General features: G+C 63.4%; 14 protein-coding genes. 2 read left to right on the top strand and 12 right to left on the bottom strand.

Going from position 1 to position 12,724, the window contains the following annotated elements:
- Nucleotides 1-227: 227 nt before the first annotated feature.
- Nucleotides 228-923, bottom strand: coding sequence for a pyridoxamine 5'-phosphate oxidase family protein (locus ABZ677_RS22180; protein ID WP_358373285.1), 696 nt, complete (start codon nucleotides 921-923; stop codon nucleotides 228-230).
- A gap of 99 nt (nucleotides 924-1,022) precedes the next feature.
- On the opposite strand from ABZ677_RS22180, the gene ABZ677_RS22175 reads away from it, so the two are divergent.
- Complete coding sequence (locus tag ABZ677_RS22175) at nucleotides 1,023-2,420, top strand: PLP-dependent aminotransferase family protein (RefSeq protein ID WP_358373282.1); 1,398 nt, start codon at nucleotides 1,023-1,025, stop codon at nucleotides 2,418-2,420.
- Here ABZ677_RS22175 and murA read toward each other — a convergent pair.
- Nucleotides 2,413-3,666, bottom strand: a complete 1,254-nt coding sequence (gene murA, locus ABZ677_RS22170) for a UDP-N-acetylglucosamine 1-carboxyvinyltransferase (RefSeq protein ID WP_037193701.1) — start codon at nucleotides 3,664-3,666, stop codon at nucleotides 2,413-2,415. The two genes, ABZ677_RS22175 and murA, sit on opposite strands and share 8 nt — an antisense overlap.
- A gap of 54 nt (nucleotides 3,667-3,720) precedes the next feature.
- Here murA and ABZ677_RS22165 point away from each other — a divergent pair, with 54 nt between their 5' ends.
- The gene (locus ABZ677_RS22165; RefSeq protein ID WP_358373278.1) at nucleotides 3,721-4,323 is read left to right on the top strand and encodes a cob(I)yrinic acid a,c-diamide adenosyltransferase; all 603 of its coding nucleotides are present in this window, start codon (nucleotides 3,721-3,723) and stop codon (nucleotides 4,321-4,323) included.
- On the opposite strand, the gene ABZ677_RS22160 is transcribed toward ABZ677_RS22165, so the two are convergent.
- The 10 genes from ABZ677_RS22160 to ABZ677_RS22115 all read right to left on the bottom strand — a co-directional run bounded on the left by ABZ677_RS22160 (nucleotide 4,324) and on the right by ABZ677_RS22115 (nucleotide 12,708).
- Nucleotides 4,324-4,761 carry a DUF2550 domain-containing protein gene (locus ABZ677_RS22160; RefSeq protein ID WP_037193375.1) on the bottom strand — a complete coding sequence of 146 codons (438 nt, stop codon included), beginning with the start codon at nucleotides 4,759-4,761 and terminating at the stop codon, nucleotides 4,324-4,326.
- 29 nt (nucleotides 4,762-4,790) lie between these two features.
- Nucleotides 4,791-5,150: a F0F1 ATP synthase subunit epsilon gene (locus ABZ677_RS22155; RefSeq protein WP_037193376.1), complete on the bottom strand. Its 360-nt coding sequence runs from the start codon at nucleotides 5,148-5,150 to the stop codon at nucleotides 4,791-4,793.
- A gap of 30 nt (nucleotides 5,151-5,180) precedes the next feature.
- Entirely contained in the window at nucleotides 5,181-6,629 is a 1,449-nt protein-coding gene (gene atpD, locus ABZ677_RS22150; RefSeq protein WP_027497899.1) for a F0F1 ATP synthase subunit beta, read from the bottom strand.
- 3 nt (nucleotides 6,630-6,632) lie between these two features.
- The gene (locus ABZ677_RS22145; RefSeq protein ID WP_037193379.1) at nucleotides 6,633-7,604 is read right to left on the bottom strand and encodes a F0F1 ATP synthase subunit gamma; all 972 of its coding nucleotides are present in this window, start codon (nucleotides 7,602-7,604) and stop codon (nucleotides 6,633-6,635) included.
- A 52-nt stretch (nucleotides 7,605-7,656) separates the two neighbouring features.
- Nucleotides 7,657-9,300, bottom strand: a complete 1,644-nt coding sequence (gene atpA / locus ABZ677_RS22140; RefSeq protein ID WP_358373273.1) for a F0F1 ATP synthase subunit alpha — start codon at nucleotides 9,298-9,300, stop codon at nucleotides 7,657-7,659.
- Nucleotides 9,301-9,388: 88 nt separating this feature from the next.
- Entirely contained in the window at nucleotides 9,389-10,216 is an 828-nt protein-coding gene (locus ABZ677_RS22135; RefSeq protein ID WP_094614644.1) for a F0F1 ATP synthase subunit delta, read from the bottom strand.
- Between the two features lie 8 nt (nucleotides 10,217-10,224).
- Entirely contained in the window at nucleotides 10,225-10,785 is a 561-nt protein-coding gene (locus ABZ677_RS22130; protein ID WP_032393521.1) for a F0F1 ATP synthase subunit B, read from the bottom strand.
- 7 nt (nucleotides 10,786-10,792) lie between these two features.
- Nucleotides 10,793-11,032, bottom strand: coding sequence for an ATP synthase F0 subunit C (locus tag ABZ677_RS22125; protein WP_008715092.1), 240 nt, complete (start codon nucleotides 11,030-11,032; stop codon nucleotides 10,793-10,795).
- A gap of 78 nt (nucleotides 11,033-11,110) precedes the next feature.
- A complete protein-coding gene (atpB, locus tag ABZ677_RS22120) occupies nucleotides 11,111-11,887 on the bottom strand; it encodes a F0F1 ATP synthase subunit A (RefSeq protein WP_094632788.1) in 777 nt (258 codons plus the stop codon).
- Between the two features lie 389 nt (nucleotides 11,888-12,276).
- Nucleotides 12,277-12,708, bottom strand: coding sequence for a hypothetical protein (locus ABZ677_RS22115; protein WP_052047885.1), 432 nt, complete (start codon nucleotides 12,706-12,708; stop codon nucleotides 12,277-12,279).
- Nucleotides 12,709-12,724: the final 16 nt, after the last annotated feature.

The following is a 12,724-nucleotide window of genomic DNA, read 5'->3' as shown; positions in this document are numbered from 1 at the left end:
GTCCAACCTCGTTCACCCAGTCCGTGAAGACCGGGTCGGTGTCCGTCGCTCTGACTCGACAAAAGTTACGCCACCAACCACACCAACGCAAATCGGCAGGTCGCCCGATGCTCTCGTGACATTCGCGCAGCTGGACGGCGACGCGTCAGGTCACCGCGACTGCAACACGCTGCAGGTTGCGCTTGTGATGCCAACCACAGCCCGAACTGCCACTGCTGCAACAGCGTTCACCCCCGCATCGCGTTCCGGCGCACATCGTCCACATGCTTCGGAACCGGGATGTCCGCCGCGAGGTCCGCGGCAGCTTCTGCGACGCCGAGGGCCTCCCACACCGGAACAACGCCGGCCCACACGTCGCCCCGTTCGATGTCGAGGTCGTCGTCGACCGGACCACCTGACCGCGATTTCACCGATGCCTCGTACATCGGAAGCGCCAGCACCGCGGTGGCAGCCAGCTCCTTCCGCGTATGCGAGCGCAGATGTGCGCTTCTTTCGGGGATCACCTGGTCGACGATCGTGTCCAATGCTCGAATCCGCTCGTCGGCGTCCACCACTCGACGAGGCCGTCCGACGACAACGGCACTTCGATAGTTCATCGAATGATGGAATGCCGATCGCGCAAGGACGAGACCGTCGACGACGGTCATGGTGACGCAGATGTCCTGCTCCGGAGCATCGATCATGCTGCGTGATGCCACGGATCCGTGCAGGTACAGCGTGCCTTCCCTGTCCGGGCCGGCCGGATCCACGCCGAACACCGTCGGCACGACGCGCGGAACTCCGGCCACGATCACGCCCATATGACAGATACGGGCGGCGCGCAGTACGTCCAGCAGCAATGCCCGTTCGAGGCCGGCACGAGGCCTACCCCGCTTCACTACGGTTCGCGGCGTCGGGGAAAGAGGCACGTCGTGGACTGTCATGGTTTCAGGATCCGGTACGAGTGGCCTTGTGTCATGATCCAATCCAGTCGATTTTGTTCAGGCCACTTCGACGTAGATGACGAAGGAGACCGCTGGTCCATGCTCCCGATCACTCTGTCGATCACCATCGATCGCGCCGACGCTCGGACGCTGCCCGTCCAACTGGCCGATCGCATCCGATCCGCAATCGACGCCGGCGAGCTGAAGCCCGATTCTCGATTACCCAGTACCCGAGCCCTTTCCGTCGATCTGGGCATTGCGCGTGCGGTCGTGGAGAAGGCCTACGAACAGCTTGTCGCAGAAGGTTGGCTCGATGCCCGACGCGGTTCGGGCAACTATGTCCGACACATCCCCCATCCACCTCGATCGGTTGCGATGGCGTCGAGCGCACACACCACACCACGAACACCCCCGCGGATATCGCTCCGCCCGGGAATCCCATGGACTCCGCCCTCGGCATCCGATGCCTGGAAGCGCGCGTGGCGCGACGTCGGCGGCACACCACCTCCCGGCGACTATCCCGATTCCGCCGGCACGCTCGAACTGAGGACTCGCGTCGCTGAGCTACTCCGCCGCGCACGCGGGCTGCACACCACACCGGCGTCGATCGTGATCACGACGGGCAGCGTTCACGGTCTCGATCTTGCCCTCGGTGCGCTTTCCGTCGCCGAATCGGTCGAACACGTTCTGGCACTGGAGAATCCAGGCTACAAATCCGCCGCTGCGCTCGCGACGCATCGCGGGTGGTCCTTGCACGACGTCCCCGTCGACCGCGATGGCCTGATCGTCGAACAACTCGACTCGACTCCCCCACGGACACCAGCCGTCTACGTCACGCCGTCGCATCAATATCCGACCGGCGCATTCATGCCGATCGGACGTCGACGCGCCTTGGCGGACTGGGCACGCAGCAACGATTCCATGATCATCGAGGATGACTACGACTCCGAATTCCGTTACGGCGTAGCGCCTTTGCCCACTGTAGCCGAGCTGGCACCCGACCGGACCGTGTACCTCGGCACCGTATCCAAGACCCTCGGTGCCGGGATCCGCCTCGGCTGGATGGTGGCGCCTCGGTCGATGGTCGACCGTATCTCGGCAACGCGCCGCGCGATCGGCGATCACCCATCGGTTCCCGTCCAGCATGCGATGACGTCCATGTTGCGCGACGGCGAATGGGACAGAGCCGTCCGAACGGCGCGCCGGCTCTATCGGACCCGCGACCGCCTGGTCGCCGCCGCGCTCTCCAGGTTCGGCGAGCTCCGCGGAGTCGGAGCCGGCCTCCACACGGTGTTGATACTCGATACCGCGTCGGCGCGCGACGTCGCTACGTCATGTGCCGCGAAGGGTGTGGACGTACCGACACTCGAACGCTCGACCCGCTCGCACACAGCCCGGGGTGGAATTGTCGTCGGATACGGTTCCGTCTCCGACGACGAATTGGACTATGCGATAAGCATATTGGCCGAGGCGCTGGAAGCCGTGCTTCTCAGCTGACCCGCTCGATGCTGCCACCCAATGCAGTCAGGTTCTCGACGAATCGCGGATAGCCGCGATCGATGTGGAACACGTCGTGCACCTCTGTCGTACCGTCGGCCACCAGTCCCGCGAGAACCAATCCGGCCCCGGCCCGGATATCGGAGGACCACACCGGCGCACTGGACAGCTGCGGGACACCGCGAACCACGGCGTGGTGGCCATCGGTACGCGCGTCGGCCCCGAGCCTGATCATCTCCTCGACGAACCGGAATCGAGCCTCGAAGACATTTTCGGTGATCATCGACGTGCCGTCGGCGACGGTCGCGAGTCCGATGGCCATCGGCTGCAGGTCGGTCGGAAACCCTGGATAAGGAAGCGTCGCGAAATTGACCGCGCGCGGTCGCTCGTGCTGCACGACGCGGAAGCCGTCGGGTTCGCTGGTGACCTCGGCGCCGGCGGACCTCAACTTGTCCAACACCAACGACAGGTGCTTGGGGTTCACACCACGCACTCGCACATCCCCACGAGTCATGGCAGCGGCGATTCCCCACGTCGCCGCGACGATGCGATCGCCGATCACTCGATGGGTCGTCGGCTTCAGCGCGCTCACGCCTCGAATGGTCAAGGTCGACGTGCCTGCACCTCGGACATCGGCGCCCATCTCGTTGAGCATGTTGCACACGTCGACGATGTCCGGCTCACGCGCGGCGTTGTCGATCACCGTCTCCCCGGTGGCGAGGACTGCGGCCATCAAGATGTTCTCGGTGGCACCGACGGACGGAAACGCCAGTCTGATGTTCGCGCCGCGCAATTCGTCTGCTTCCGCAACGACGCACCCGTGTTGGATCTCGCTGCGGGCCCCGAGCAACTGGAGACCGGACTGGTGCATGTCGAGGGGACGCGACCCGATCGCGTCACCACCCGGCAGTGCGACGACAGCTCTCTTGCACCGCGCAACCAGCGGCCCCAACACGCACACCGAAGCTCGGAACTGGCGAACTGCCGCGAAATCGGCGTGATACTTCGGCATGGCCGGAGTGGTGATGTGAACGACCGATCCCTCCAACTCGACCTCACAGCCGAGCCCACGCAGCACTTCTGCCATCAGTGGCACGTCCAGGATGTCGGGGCAGTTGGTGATCGTGCTGGTGCCCTCTGCCAGCAGCGCTGCAGCCATCAATTTGAGGACGCTGTTCTTCGCACCACCGACCGCCACCTCACCGACGAGGCGATTTCCACCGTTGACCAAAAAGCGTTCACTCACGTCGACAGCGTAGCCAGCGGGACCGGCCGACACCCGCGCGGTACCGTAGCGCGCATGGCCGTCCACCTCACCCGCATCTATACGAGAACCGGCGACGACGGGACCACCGGGCTGAGCGATTTCTCGAGGGTGTCCAAGAACGACGAACGACTCGTTGCCTACGCGGACTGCGACGAGACCAACGCGAGCCTCGGTGTGGTTCTCGCACTGGGCAATCCGCCCGAATCGGTGCATTCGGTGATCCGCACCATCCAGAGCGATCTGTTCGACGCGGGGGCCGATCTGTCAACTCCGGTCGTCGAGAATCCGCAGTACCCGCCTCTGCGCATCGATCAGAGCTACGTCGACCGCCTCGAAGGCTGGTGCGACGAGTTCAACGAGGATCTCCCCGCACTGACGTCGTTCATTCTGCCGGGCGGAACGCCGCTGGGAGCGTTGCTACACGTGTCGCGAACGGTGGCCCGACGGGCAGAGCGGTCGGCATGGGCTGCGGTGCACGCGAGCCCGGAGACCACGAGTGCATTGCCGGCGAAATACCTCAACCGACTCTCGGATCTACTGTTCATTCTCAGCCGCTACGCCAACCCCGAGGGCGACGTCCAGTGGATTCCCGGGTCGAGCCGCACTTCGAACGATCCGACTACCGACAACAGCTGATCAGGCAGCCGGTCGGCGGCGACGCGACCGACCGGAGGGACGAGATTCGACCCAGGACAGGAAAGCGGTCAACGCACTTCTGTCCAGGGCGATCTCGAAATACTTACCGTGGTCGGACAGTTCCAACACGGCGATGTCCGGTGTCATGATGTCGAACTCGGTGTCCCGTGGGGCTCGTCGATCACCCACGTGAATGTCTTGTCTACCCAGCCGATGATCGGGGCCGGGACGAAGACTCGACAGCTTGAAGAAAACGAGAGTGTTGTCGCCGTACCGAATGATGCCGTGACGCCAACCGGCCCCACCGTCCGTCGGCAATACCCGCATGATCGCGGCGGTTCCCCCGCGCCGTAGAACCATCAGACGGTACGCAAAAGCCGCGACGAGCCCTGCGAGCAGCACAACCAGAATGATCAGAACAATCAATCCGTAGTGCATCGCAGGTCTCGTCGCGGCTTCTCGTGAACCTAGGACCGCTCGACAGCGCGGACACGACCCTTGGCCACAGCAATGGCCTCGAGGTCGTCGCCGTTCTCTGCCACTACAGCCCGTGCCGCCTCGACATCGATGTCGTCGGCGAAATCGGCCGATTCTGCCAGCACGGTGACCGTCTTGCCGGTCACCGACAGGAACCCACCGTGGACGGCTGCGATGAGCTTCTCGCCGTCCGTGGTGGTGATCGACACCGTGCCACCCTCGATCAACTGCCCGAGGACAGGCTCGTGGCCCAGCATGATGCCGATCTCACCTTCGGTGGTCTGAGCGCTGACGATGGTCGCGGTACCGGACCACAGCTTTTGCTCCACAGCGACCAGGGAGACCTCCATGCCGCTCTTCTCGGAAGAAGTCACGTCGGTCTACTTTCCGGCCATCTTCTTCGCGGCTGCCTCGACATCGTCGAGACCGCCACAGCTGTTGAAGGCCTGCTCGGGAAGGTGGTCGTACTCACCCTTGGTGACCTTGTCGAATGCCTCGATGGTGTCGGAGAGCGACACGACCGAACCGGCCTCGCCGGTGAACTTCTCGGCAACGATGAAGTTCTGGCCGAGGAACTTCTGGAGGCGGCGTGCGCGGCCGACCAGAACCTTGTCCTCTTCTTGGAGCTCGTCCATACCGAGGATGGCGATGATGTCCTGCAGCTCCTTGTACTTCTGCAGGATTCGCTTGACCTCGTTGGCGACGCGGAAGTGCTCCGCACCGACGATGCCGGGCTCGAGGATTCGCGAGGTCGAGCTCAGCGGGTCCACAGCGGGGTAGATACCCATCTGCGAAATCGGACGCGAGAGCTCGGTCGTCGCATCGAGGTGCGCGAACGTCGTGGCCGGGGCCGGGTCGGTGTAGTCGTCGGCGGGAACGTAGATCGCCTGCAGCGAGGTGATCGAGCGTCCACGGGTCGAGGTGATGCGCTCCTGGAGCTCACCCATCTCGTCCGCCAGCGTGGGCTGGTAACCGACGGCCGACGGCATACGACCGAGAAGGGTCGACACCTCCGAACCTGCCTGCGTGAAGCGGAAGATGTTGTCGATGAACAGAAGAACGTCCTGTCCCTGAACATCGCGGAAGTACTCCGCCATGGTCAGTGCCGACAACGCCACGCGCATACGCGTGCCGGGCGGCTCGTCCATCTGGCCGAAGACGAGGGCGGTGTCCTGGAGGACGCCCATCTCTTCCATCTCGAGGTGAAGGTCGGTGCCCTCACGGGTACGCTCGCCGACTCCTGCGAACACCGAGGTGCCCGAGAACTCGCGTGCGATACGAGTGATCATTTCCTGGATCAGAACGGTCTTGCCGACACCGGCACCACCGAACAGTCCGATCTTTCCGCCCTTGACGTACGGGGTCAGAAGGTCGATGACCTTGATGCCGGTCTCGAGGATCTCGGTCTTGCCCTCGAGCTGATCGAAGGCTGGTGGCTTGCGGTGGATGCCCCACTGCTCGCCGTCGCGGCCGAGTCCGGGGGTGTCCAGGCAGTCACCGAGGGCGTTGAACACGTGGCCCTTGACGACGTCACCGACGGGAACCGAGATCGGCTTGCCCGAGTCGACGACTGCAGTGCCGCGGACGAGTCCGTCGGTGGGCTGCATCGAGATGGTGCGAACCAAGTTGTCGCCGAGGTGCTGTGCGACCTCGAGCGTCAGGGTCTTGGCCACGGTCGGCAGAGTGATCTCTGCGTTGAGGGCGTTGAACAGTGCGGGAATCGAGCCGCGCGGGAACTCGACGTCCACAACGGGGCCGATGACCCGAACGACACGGCCGGACTGTGTGTCCGCTCCGCTCGCGTTCTCTTGGGCTACTGCTGCGGTCATTGCTTAGTCACTTCCTGCGCTGTCGGCCAACGCGTTGGCGCCACCGACGATTTCGCTGATTTCCTGGGTGATCTGGGCCTGCCGAGCCTGGTTGGCCTGACGGCTCAAGGTCTCGACCAATTCGTTCGCGTTGTCCGTCGCTGCCTTCATGGCGGTACGACGCGCCGCGGACTCCGACGCTGCTGCATCGAGCAACGACGCATAGATCCTGGTGCTGATGTACTTGGGCAGCAGCGCCGAGAGCAGGGTTCCCGCTTCCGGCTCGAACTCGTACTGTGCCTGCACATCTGCGGTCGGCGAGTCGCTCAACGCGTCTGCACCCATCTCGAATTCCTCGTCGGTGTACGAGATCTCGAGCGGTGCCATACGGCGAACTTCGGGCTTCTGCGTGAGCATCGACACGAAGCGGGTGTAGACGATGTGCAACTCGTCCACGCCCTCGACGGTGCCTTCACCGTTGGGAGCGTCGACCTCGGTGCCCGAGCCGGCCATGAACAGCTCGACCAGGTGCCTACTGGCCTTGGCCGCGTCGGCGTATCCGGGCTCCTGAGAGAAGCCGGTCCAGGCACCCTTCACGTCCCGCTCGCGGAATGTGTAGTAGCCCAGGCCTTTTGCGCCCAGAACGTAGATGACCGGATCCTTGCCCTCGGAACGGAGAAGCTGGAACAGCTCCTCCGTCTCCTTGAGCACGTTGGAGTTGTAGCCGCCGCACATACCGCGGTCGCTGGTCACGACCAGAACTGCGGCACGCTTGGGCTCGGGTCGCTCGTTGAGCAACGGGTGATCGAGCGAGCTCGATGCACTCGCCAACGCGGAGAGGACCTTGGTGATCTCTTCCGCATACGGCTTCGATGCGGCAACGCGGGCCTGAGCCTTGGTGATTCGCGATGTCGCGATCAACTCTTGTGCCTTGGTGATCTTCTTGGTCGAGTTGACCGACTTGATGCGGGAGCGAAGCTCGAGAATGCTTGCCATCTAGCTGTTCACGCTCCCTTCTGTGCTCGTCTTGTCACCTGTCATCGCAGGCCTACTTGCTGACTGTCTTGCGAGTGACGTTGACCTGTTCCTGGCTGACCTCGTCGGCGTTCAGAGTGTCTGCCTCGGCCTCGTTGACGACGCGGTTGCCGTCCGAGTCCACGAATCCGGCCTTGAACTTCTCGGTCGCCTCGGTCAGCGCCTTCTGGTTGTCCTCGTCGAGGGCCTTGCCACCGGCGATGCTGTCGTAGACGCCGCTGGCGTTGCGGTGCAGATCCTCGAGCAGTTCGGTCTCGAAGCGACGCACGTCGCCGACGGGCACCGAGTCGTACGTACCCTGGCCGGCCAGCCAGATCGAGACGATCTGATCTTCGACGGCAACCGGGGCGTACTGATCCTGCTTGAGCAGCTCGACCAGACGTGCGCCACGCTCGAGCTGCGCCTTGGAGGCCGCGTCGAGGTCGGAAGCGAACGCCGAGAAGGCTTCCAGCTCGCGGAACTGAGCGAGCTCGAGGCGAAGAGATCCGGAGACCTTCTTCATGCCCTTGGTCTGTGCCGCGCCGCCGACTCGGGACACCGAGATGCCGACGTTGATAGCGGGACGGACGCCCTTGTTGAACAGGTCCGACTCCAGGAAGACCTGACCGTCGGTGATGGAGATGACGTTGGTCGGGATGTACGCCGAGACGTCGTTGGCCTTGGTCTCGATGATCGGCAGAGCCGTCAACGATCCGCCACCGAGCTCGTCGGACAGCTTCGCCGAACGCTCCAGCAGACGGGAGTGCAAGTAGAAGACGTCACCGGGGTATGCCTCGCGGCCCGGCGGACGACGCAGCAGCAGCGAGATGGCGCGGTACGCCTCGGCCTGCTTGGTCAGGTCGTCGAACACGATGAGGACGTGCTTGCGCTGGTACATCCAGTGCTGGCCGATGGCCGAGCCGGTGTACGGGGCGAGCCACTTGAAGCCGGCCGAATCGGACGCGGGAGCCGCGACGATGGTCGTGTATTCGAGTGCGCCCTGCTCTTCGAGTGCAGCCTTGACGCCTGCGATCGTGGAGCCCTTCTGGCCGATGGCGACGTAGATGCAGCGAACCTGCTTCTTCTCGTCACCGCTCTCCCAGTTGGCCTTCTGGTTCAGGATCGCGTCGATGCAGACCGCGGTCTTGCCGGTCTTGCGGTCGCCGATGATGAGCTGACGCTGGCCGCGGCCGATCGGGGTCATGGCGTCGATCGCCTTGATACCGGTCTGCAGCGGCTCCTCGACGGGCTGACGCTCGAGCACCGAGGCAGCCTGCAGTTCGAGGGCGCGGGTCTCGGAGGACTCGATGTCGCCGAGGCCGTCGATGGGCTTGCCCAGGGGGTCCACGACGCGACCGAGGTAGCCGTCGCCCACGGGGACCGACAGCACGTCTCCGGTGCGCTTGACTTCCTGGCCTTCTTCGATGTGCTCGTAGTCACCGAGGATGACGGCACCGATTTCGGTGGCATCCAGGTTCAGCGCGACACCGAGAACTCCGCCGGGGAATTCCAGGAGTTCGTTGGACATCGCCGACGGCAATCCGGACACGTGGGCGATTCCGTCGCTCGTGTCCGTAACCGTGCCGACCTCCTCGCGGGAAGACTCCGGTGAGTAGCTCGCGGTGAAGTTATCGATCGCGCTACGGATCTCGTCGGAGGAGATCGTCAGCTCCGCCATAGTGTTTCCTGCTCTTCCTTCAAATGATCGCGGGGTGAAATGTCTCGAAAGTCGAGACGCTTCTTCTCGTTACTGTGTCCGTGTCGGACTATTTGAGCGTCTTTCGCAATGCAGCGAGGCGGCCTGCCCCGCTACCGTCGATGACCTCGTCGCCGATACGAACGACAAGTCCGCTGAGCAGTTCGGTATCGACCTCTACATGCACCGTGACCTGCTTGCCGTACGTGCGGGTCAAGGTTGCCGTCAGCTTCTCGAGCTGACTGTCGCTCAGTGGGGCTGCGCTGCGGACGTGTGCAACCGCGCGGTCGCGCTGTTCGGCGGCCAGGTCGGCCAGTCCGTTCAGTACGTCGGCGGGAGCCGCCTTCCGTGGACGCGTCACAGCCTGAACTGCGAGCGCCTCGGTGACCGCGGTGACCTTGCCGTAGAGCAGGCGACCGAGCAGTTCACGCTTGGCCTGCGAAGGCTTCGAGCGATCCGACAGGGCCTGCTCGAGCTGCGGGTTGGCCGCCACGATCCGCCCCAGTCGGAACAGTTCGTCCTCGACCGTGTCCAGCTGATCCTGATCGGCCGCGGCGCGAAGCAGAGCTTCACGTCCCAGCTCGACCAGCGAGTTCAGCAGGTCGCGAGCGGTGGACCAGCTTTCTCCGGCAGCGGCCTTGACGATCGTCGCCGTTGCACTCGACACCTGGCCGGAGAAGACCTCTCCGGCCAGATCGCTTCGCCGAACGCCCTCGACCGACGAATCGGCGAGAGCGGTACGCAACGTGCGCTGCGCGTCGAGAGTCTCGACGACGGCGAACAACTCGGCACCGGTCTGAGCAGCGACGGCTGTTGCCTCGCCTGCCGACGCGGACCCCAGAGCTTCGTGGGCAACCGACCGCGTGCGGGCGAGTGCCTCACGAGAAGTTGCGTACATGGTTCGACTCACTTTCCGGATGCGGAGTCCGCGGTGACGGAATCCAACTCGTTGAGGAAGCGATCGATCGAACTGGAACGCTTCGCGTCGTCGGACAACTGCTCTCCGATGACCTTCTCAGCGAGTTCGACGGCCGTGCGTCCCAGATCTCCCCGAAGCTCGGTGACGATCTGCTGACGCTGAGCAACGAGCTGATTGTGACCTGCGGCCACGATCCGGTCGCTTTCTTCCTGCGCCTTTTCCTTCATCTCGGCGAGAATCGCCTGTCCCTGGGTGCGCGCTTCCTCGCGGATCTGCGCGGCCTCGGAACGGGCGTCGGCCAGCTGAGCGTGGTACTGCTCGAGTGCAGCCTTGGCTTCTGCCTGTGCCTCTTCGGCCTTCTTGATTCCGCCTTCGATGAGCTCGGAACGCTCAGCGAGAACCTTGGTGAAGCGCGGCACCACGTACTTCCAGAAGAGGAAGCCGATTGCCGCGACACAGACGATCGACCAAACGATGTCGTAGGTTGCGGGCAGAAGAGGGTTGTATTCCTCCCCCTCCGCCGCCAGCAACGTAATCGCGTTTGTCATCGCGCTCTCAGAGAATGAAGCCGGCGACGAGGCCGATCAGGGCGAGGGACTCGGTGAATGCGATGCCGAGGAACATGGTGGTACGGAGCTGACCGGCCAGCTCGGGCTGACGAGCGGTTGCTTCCATGTTCTTGGCGACGACCAGGCCGAGGCCGATGCCGCCGCCGATAGCTGCGAGGCCGTAGCCGATGGCACCGTATCCGCTAGCGGTGATTTCCTGCGCCTGGGCCAGAACTTCAAGGCTCATTGGGTTTTCCGTTCCCTTTCTTCGGTCCACATCCGGGTGTCGGAGGTGGCGGTGTAGCTGGTTCGGTCAGTTGGTCGGTCAGTGCGAGTCGGCGTGCAGCGACAGATCGATGTAGATCGCCGTGAGCAGCGCGAAAATGTAGGCCTGGAGGAAGATCACCAGCATCTCGAACATCGTGAACAAGAAGCCCATGATGAGCGAGGGTGCTGCGAAGATCTTCAGCCCGGCCGACGCCTCGAAGAGGAAGAACTGGGTCGCGCTGAAGAACAGCACGAGCATGATGTGGCCGGCCAGCATGTTGGCGAGCAGACGCACCGTCAGTGTGAACGGACGCAGTACGAAGTTCGAGACGAACTCCAGCGGGATCAGCAGCACGTGCATCGCAGGCGGAATGCCCGGGATGACGATGGTGCCCTTGACGAACTTCCCGACGCCGAACTTCTTGACACCTGCGTAGATGAACGCGACGTACGCAACCGCGGCGAGCACGATCGGTAGACCGATGCGGGCATTCGACGAGATGTTCAGAAACGGAATGACGGCGCTCGCGTTCACCGCGAACACAGTGAAGAAGATGGTCATGATGACGGGCAGGAACCGACGACCCTGTTCTTTACCGAGCACATCTTCTGCGACGTGGATCCGAACGAAATCGAGAGCGATCTCTCCGACGTTCTGAAGACCACGCGGAACGATCTTCGGGCTGCGGAGGGCAACCACCATGAAGATGATCAGAATCGCCGACATCAGGATGCGGATGAGCATCAGCCTGTCGAGCTCGAACGGGGTCCCCTCGAACAGCACCGCGGGAGGAAAGAAATCGGATAGTGACGGCGGACTGTATTCCGCAGCCAGGGTGGTGACGCTCAGCGGTCTCTCCCGTGTTCGGGCCGCAGCCGGTAGCGACTGCGGTTCGATCGGACAATGACGATCTATCAAGTCGACGAAAATCGGCTCGCAATCGTCAGAGGCTGAGGCCCGGTCTTCATCGGCCAAGCGTCTGTCGGGTGTCGGCGACTCACGTCGACTCGGCAACTCTCAGGGCGGAACCTTACGTTGCCGAAGTCGATGACTCCGGGCCTACTGTAAGGAAGCTCACGCTGACTGCTACCTGCGGGGGTCCAGTCCAGGGAAAAAGTCTCTTTCGTCCCAGTCTTGCCCACCGCTTGATGCAAACTTTATCAACAGAACTACGACGTTGTGTAGGCGGCCCTCAGCTTAACCGATTACGACAGCTTGTCGTACTACAGATCGTCGGTCTTGGCCTCGCCGGGAACGCTGTCCACGTAGGCGACCTTCGTCTTGACGACCCCGAAGACCTCGGCGCCGAGCACGACGACGAGAGCTCCCAGGATGGTCAGCCCCAACGAGTAGCGGTTGTAGAAGTCGGCGTCCTTGAGTGCGACCAGCACGATCAGCGCGATGACCATCTTCACCAGCCAACCGCCGAGCAGCAGCGCTCCGACGGCCGAAGCAGGAAAACGGGTGGTGAGCGCAACCGACAGGGCCGTCGTGATGACAAAGCCGCCGCCGATGGCCACGCCGATGAGCGATCCCCACAAGCCGGGCGTGCCGGCCGCGGCGACGGAGATTCCGACGCACACCACCGTCAGTACCACCAGTCCGATGAGTCCGTATCGAACTGCGGCGCGAAGCGGCGCGAATTGGTCGGGCATGGACTGAGGAGTGAAG

It is taken from the genome of Rhodococcus sp. NPDC006774, assembly GCF_040636045.1.
Lineage (GTDB): Bacteria > Actinomycetota > Actinomycetes > Mycobacteriales > Mycobacteriaceae > Rhodococcoides.
This window is presented reverse-complemented; position numbering and strand designations above follow the sequence as displayed.

Excerpts from the sequence above, each read along its gene's own strand:
- ABZ677_RS22125 (WP_008715092.1), bottom strand. The coding sequence starts at position 11,032 with ATGAGCCTTGAAGTTCTGGCCCAGGCGCAGGAAATCACCGCTAGCGGA.
- ABZ677_RS22160 (WP_037193375.1), bottom strand. The coding sequence starts at position 4,761 with ATGCACTACGGATTGATTGTTCTGATCATTCTGGTTGTGCTGCTCGCA.
- ABZ677_RS22135 (WP_094614644.1), bottom strand. The coding sequence starts at position 10,216 with ATGTACGCAACTTCTCGTGAGGCACTCGCCCGCACGCGGTCGGTTGCC.
- ABZ677_RS22145 (WP_037193379.1), bottom strand. The coding sequence starts at position 7,604 with ATGGCAAGCATTCTCGAGCTTCGCTCCCGCATCAAGTCGGTCAACTCG.
- ABZ677_RS22115 (WP_052047885.1), bottom strand. The coding sequence starts at position 12,708 with ATGCCCGACCAATTCGCGCCGCTTCGCGCCGCAGTTCGATACGGACTC.
- ABZ677_RS22180 (WP_358373285.1), bottom strand. The coding sequence starts at position 923 with ATGACAGTCCACGACGTGCCTCTTTCCCCGACGCCGCGAACCGTAGTG.
- ABZ677_RS22175 (WP_358373282.1), top strand. The coding sequence starts at position 1,023 with ATGCTCCCGATCACTCTGTCGATCACCATCGATCGCGCCGACGCTCGG.
- ABZ677_RS22130 (WP_032393521.1), bottom strand. The coding sequence starts at position 10,785 with ATGACAAACGCGATTACGTTGCTGGCGGCGGAGGGGGAGGAATACAAC.
- ABZ677_RS22165 (WP_358373278.1), top strand. The coding sequence starts at position 3,721 with ATGGCCGTCCACCTCACCCGCATCTATACGAGAACCGGCGACGACGGG.
- atpD (WP_027497899.1), bottom strand. The coding sequence starts at position 6,629 with ATGACCGCAGCAGTAGCCCAAGAGAACGCGAGCGGAGCGGACACACAG.
- ABZ677_RS22155 (WP_037193376.1), bottom strand. The coding sequence starts at position 5,150 with ATGGAGGTCTCCCTGGTCGCTGTGGAGCAAAAGCTGTGGTCCGGTACC.
- atpA (WP_358373273.1), bottom strand. The coding sequence starts at position 9,300 with ATGGCGGAGCTGACGATCTCCTCCGACGAGATCCGTAGCGCGATCGAT.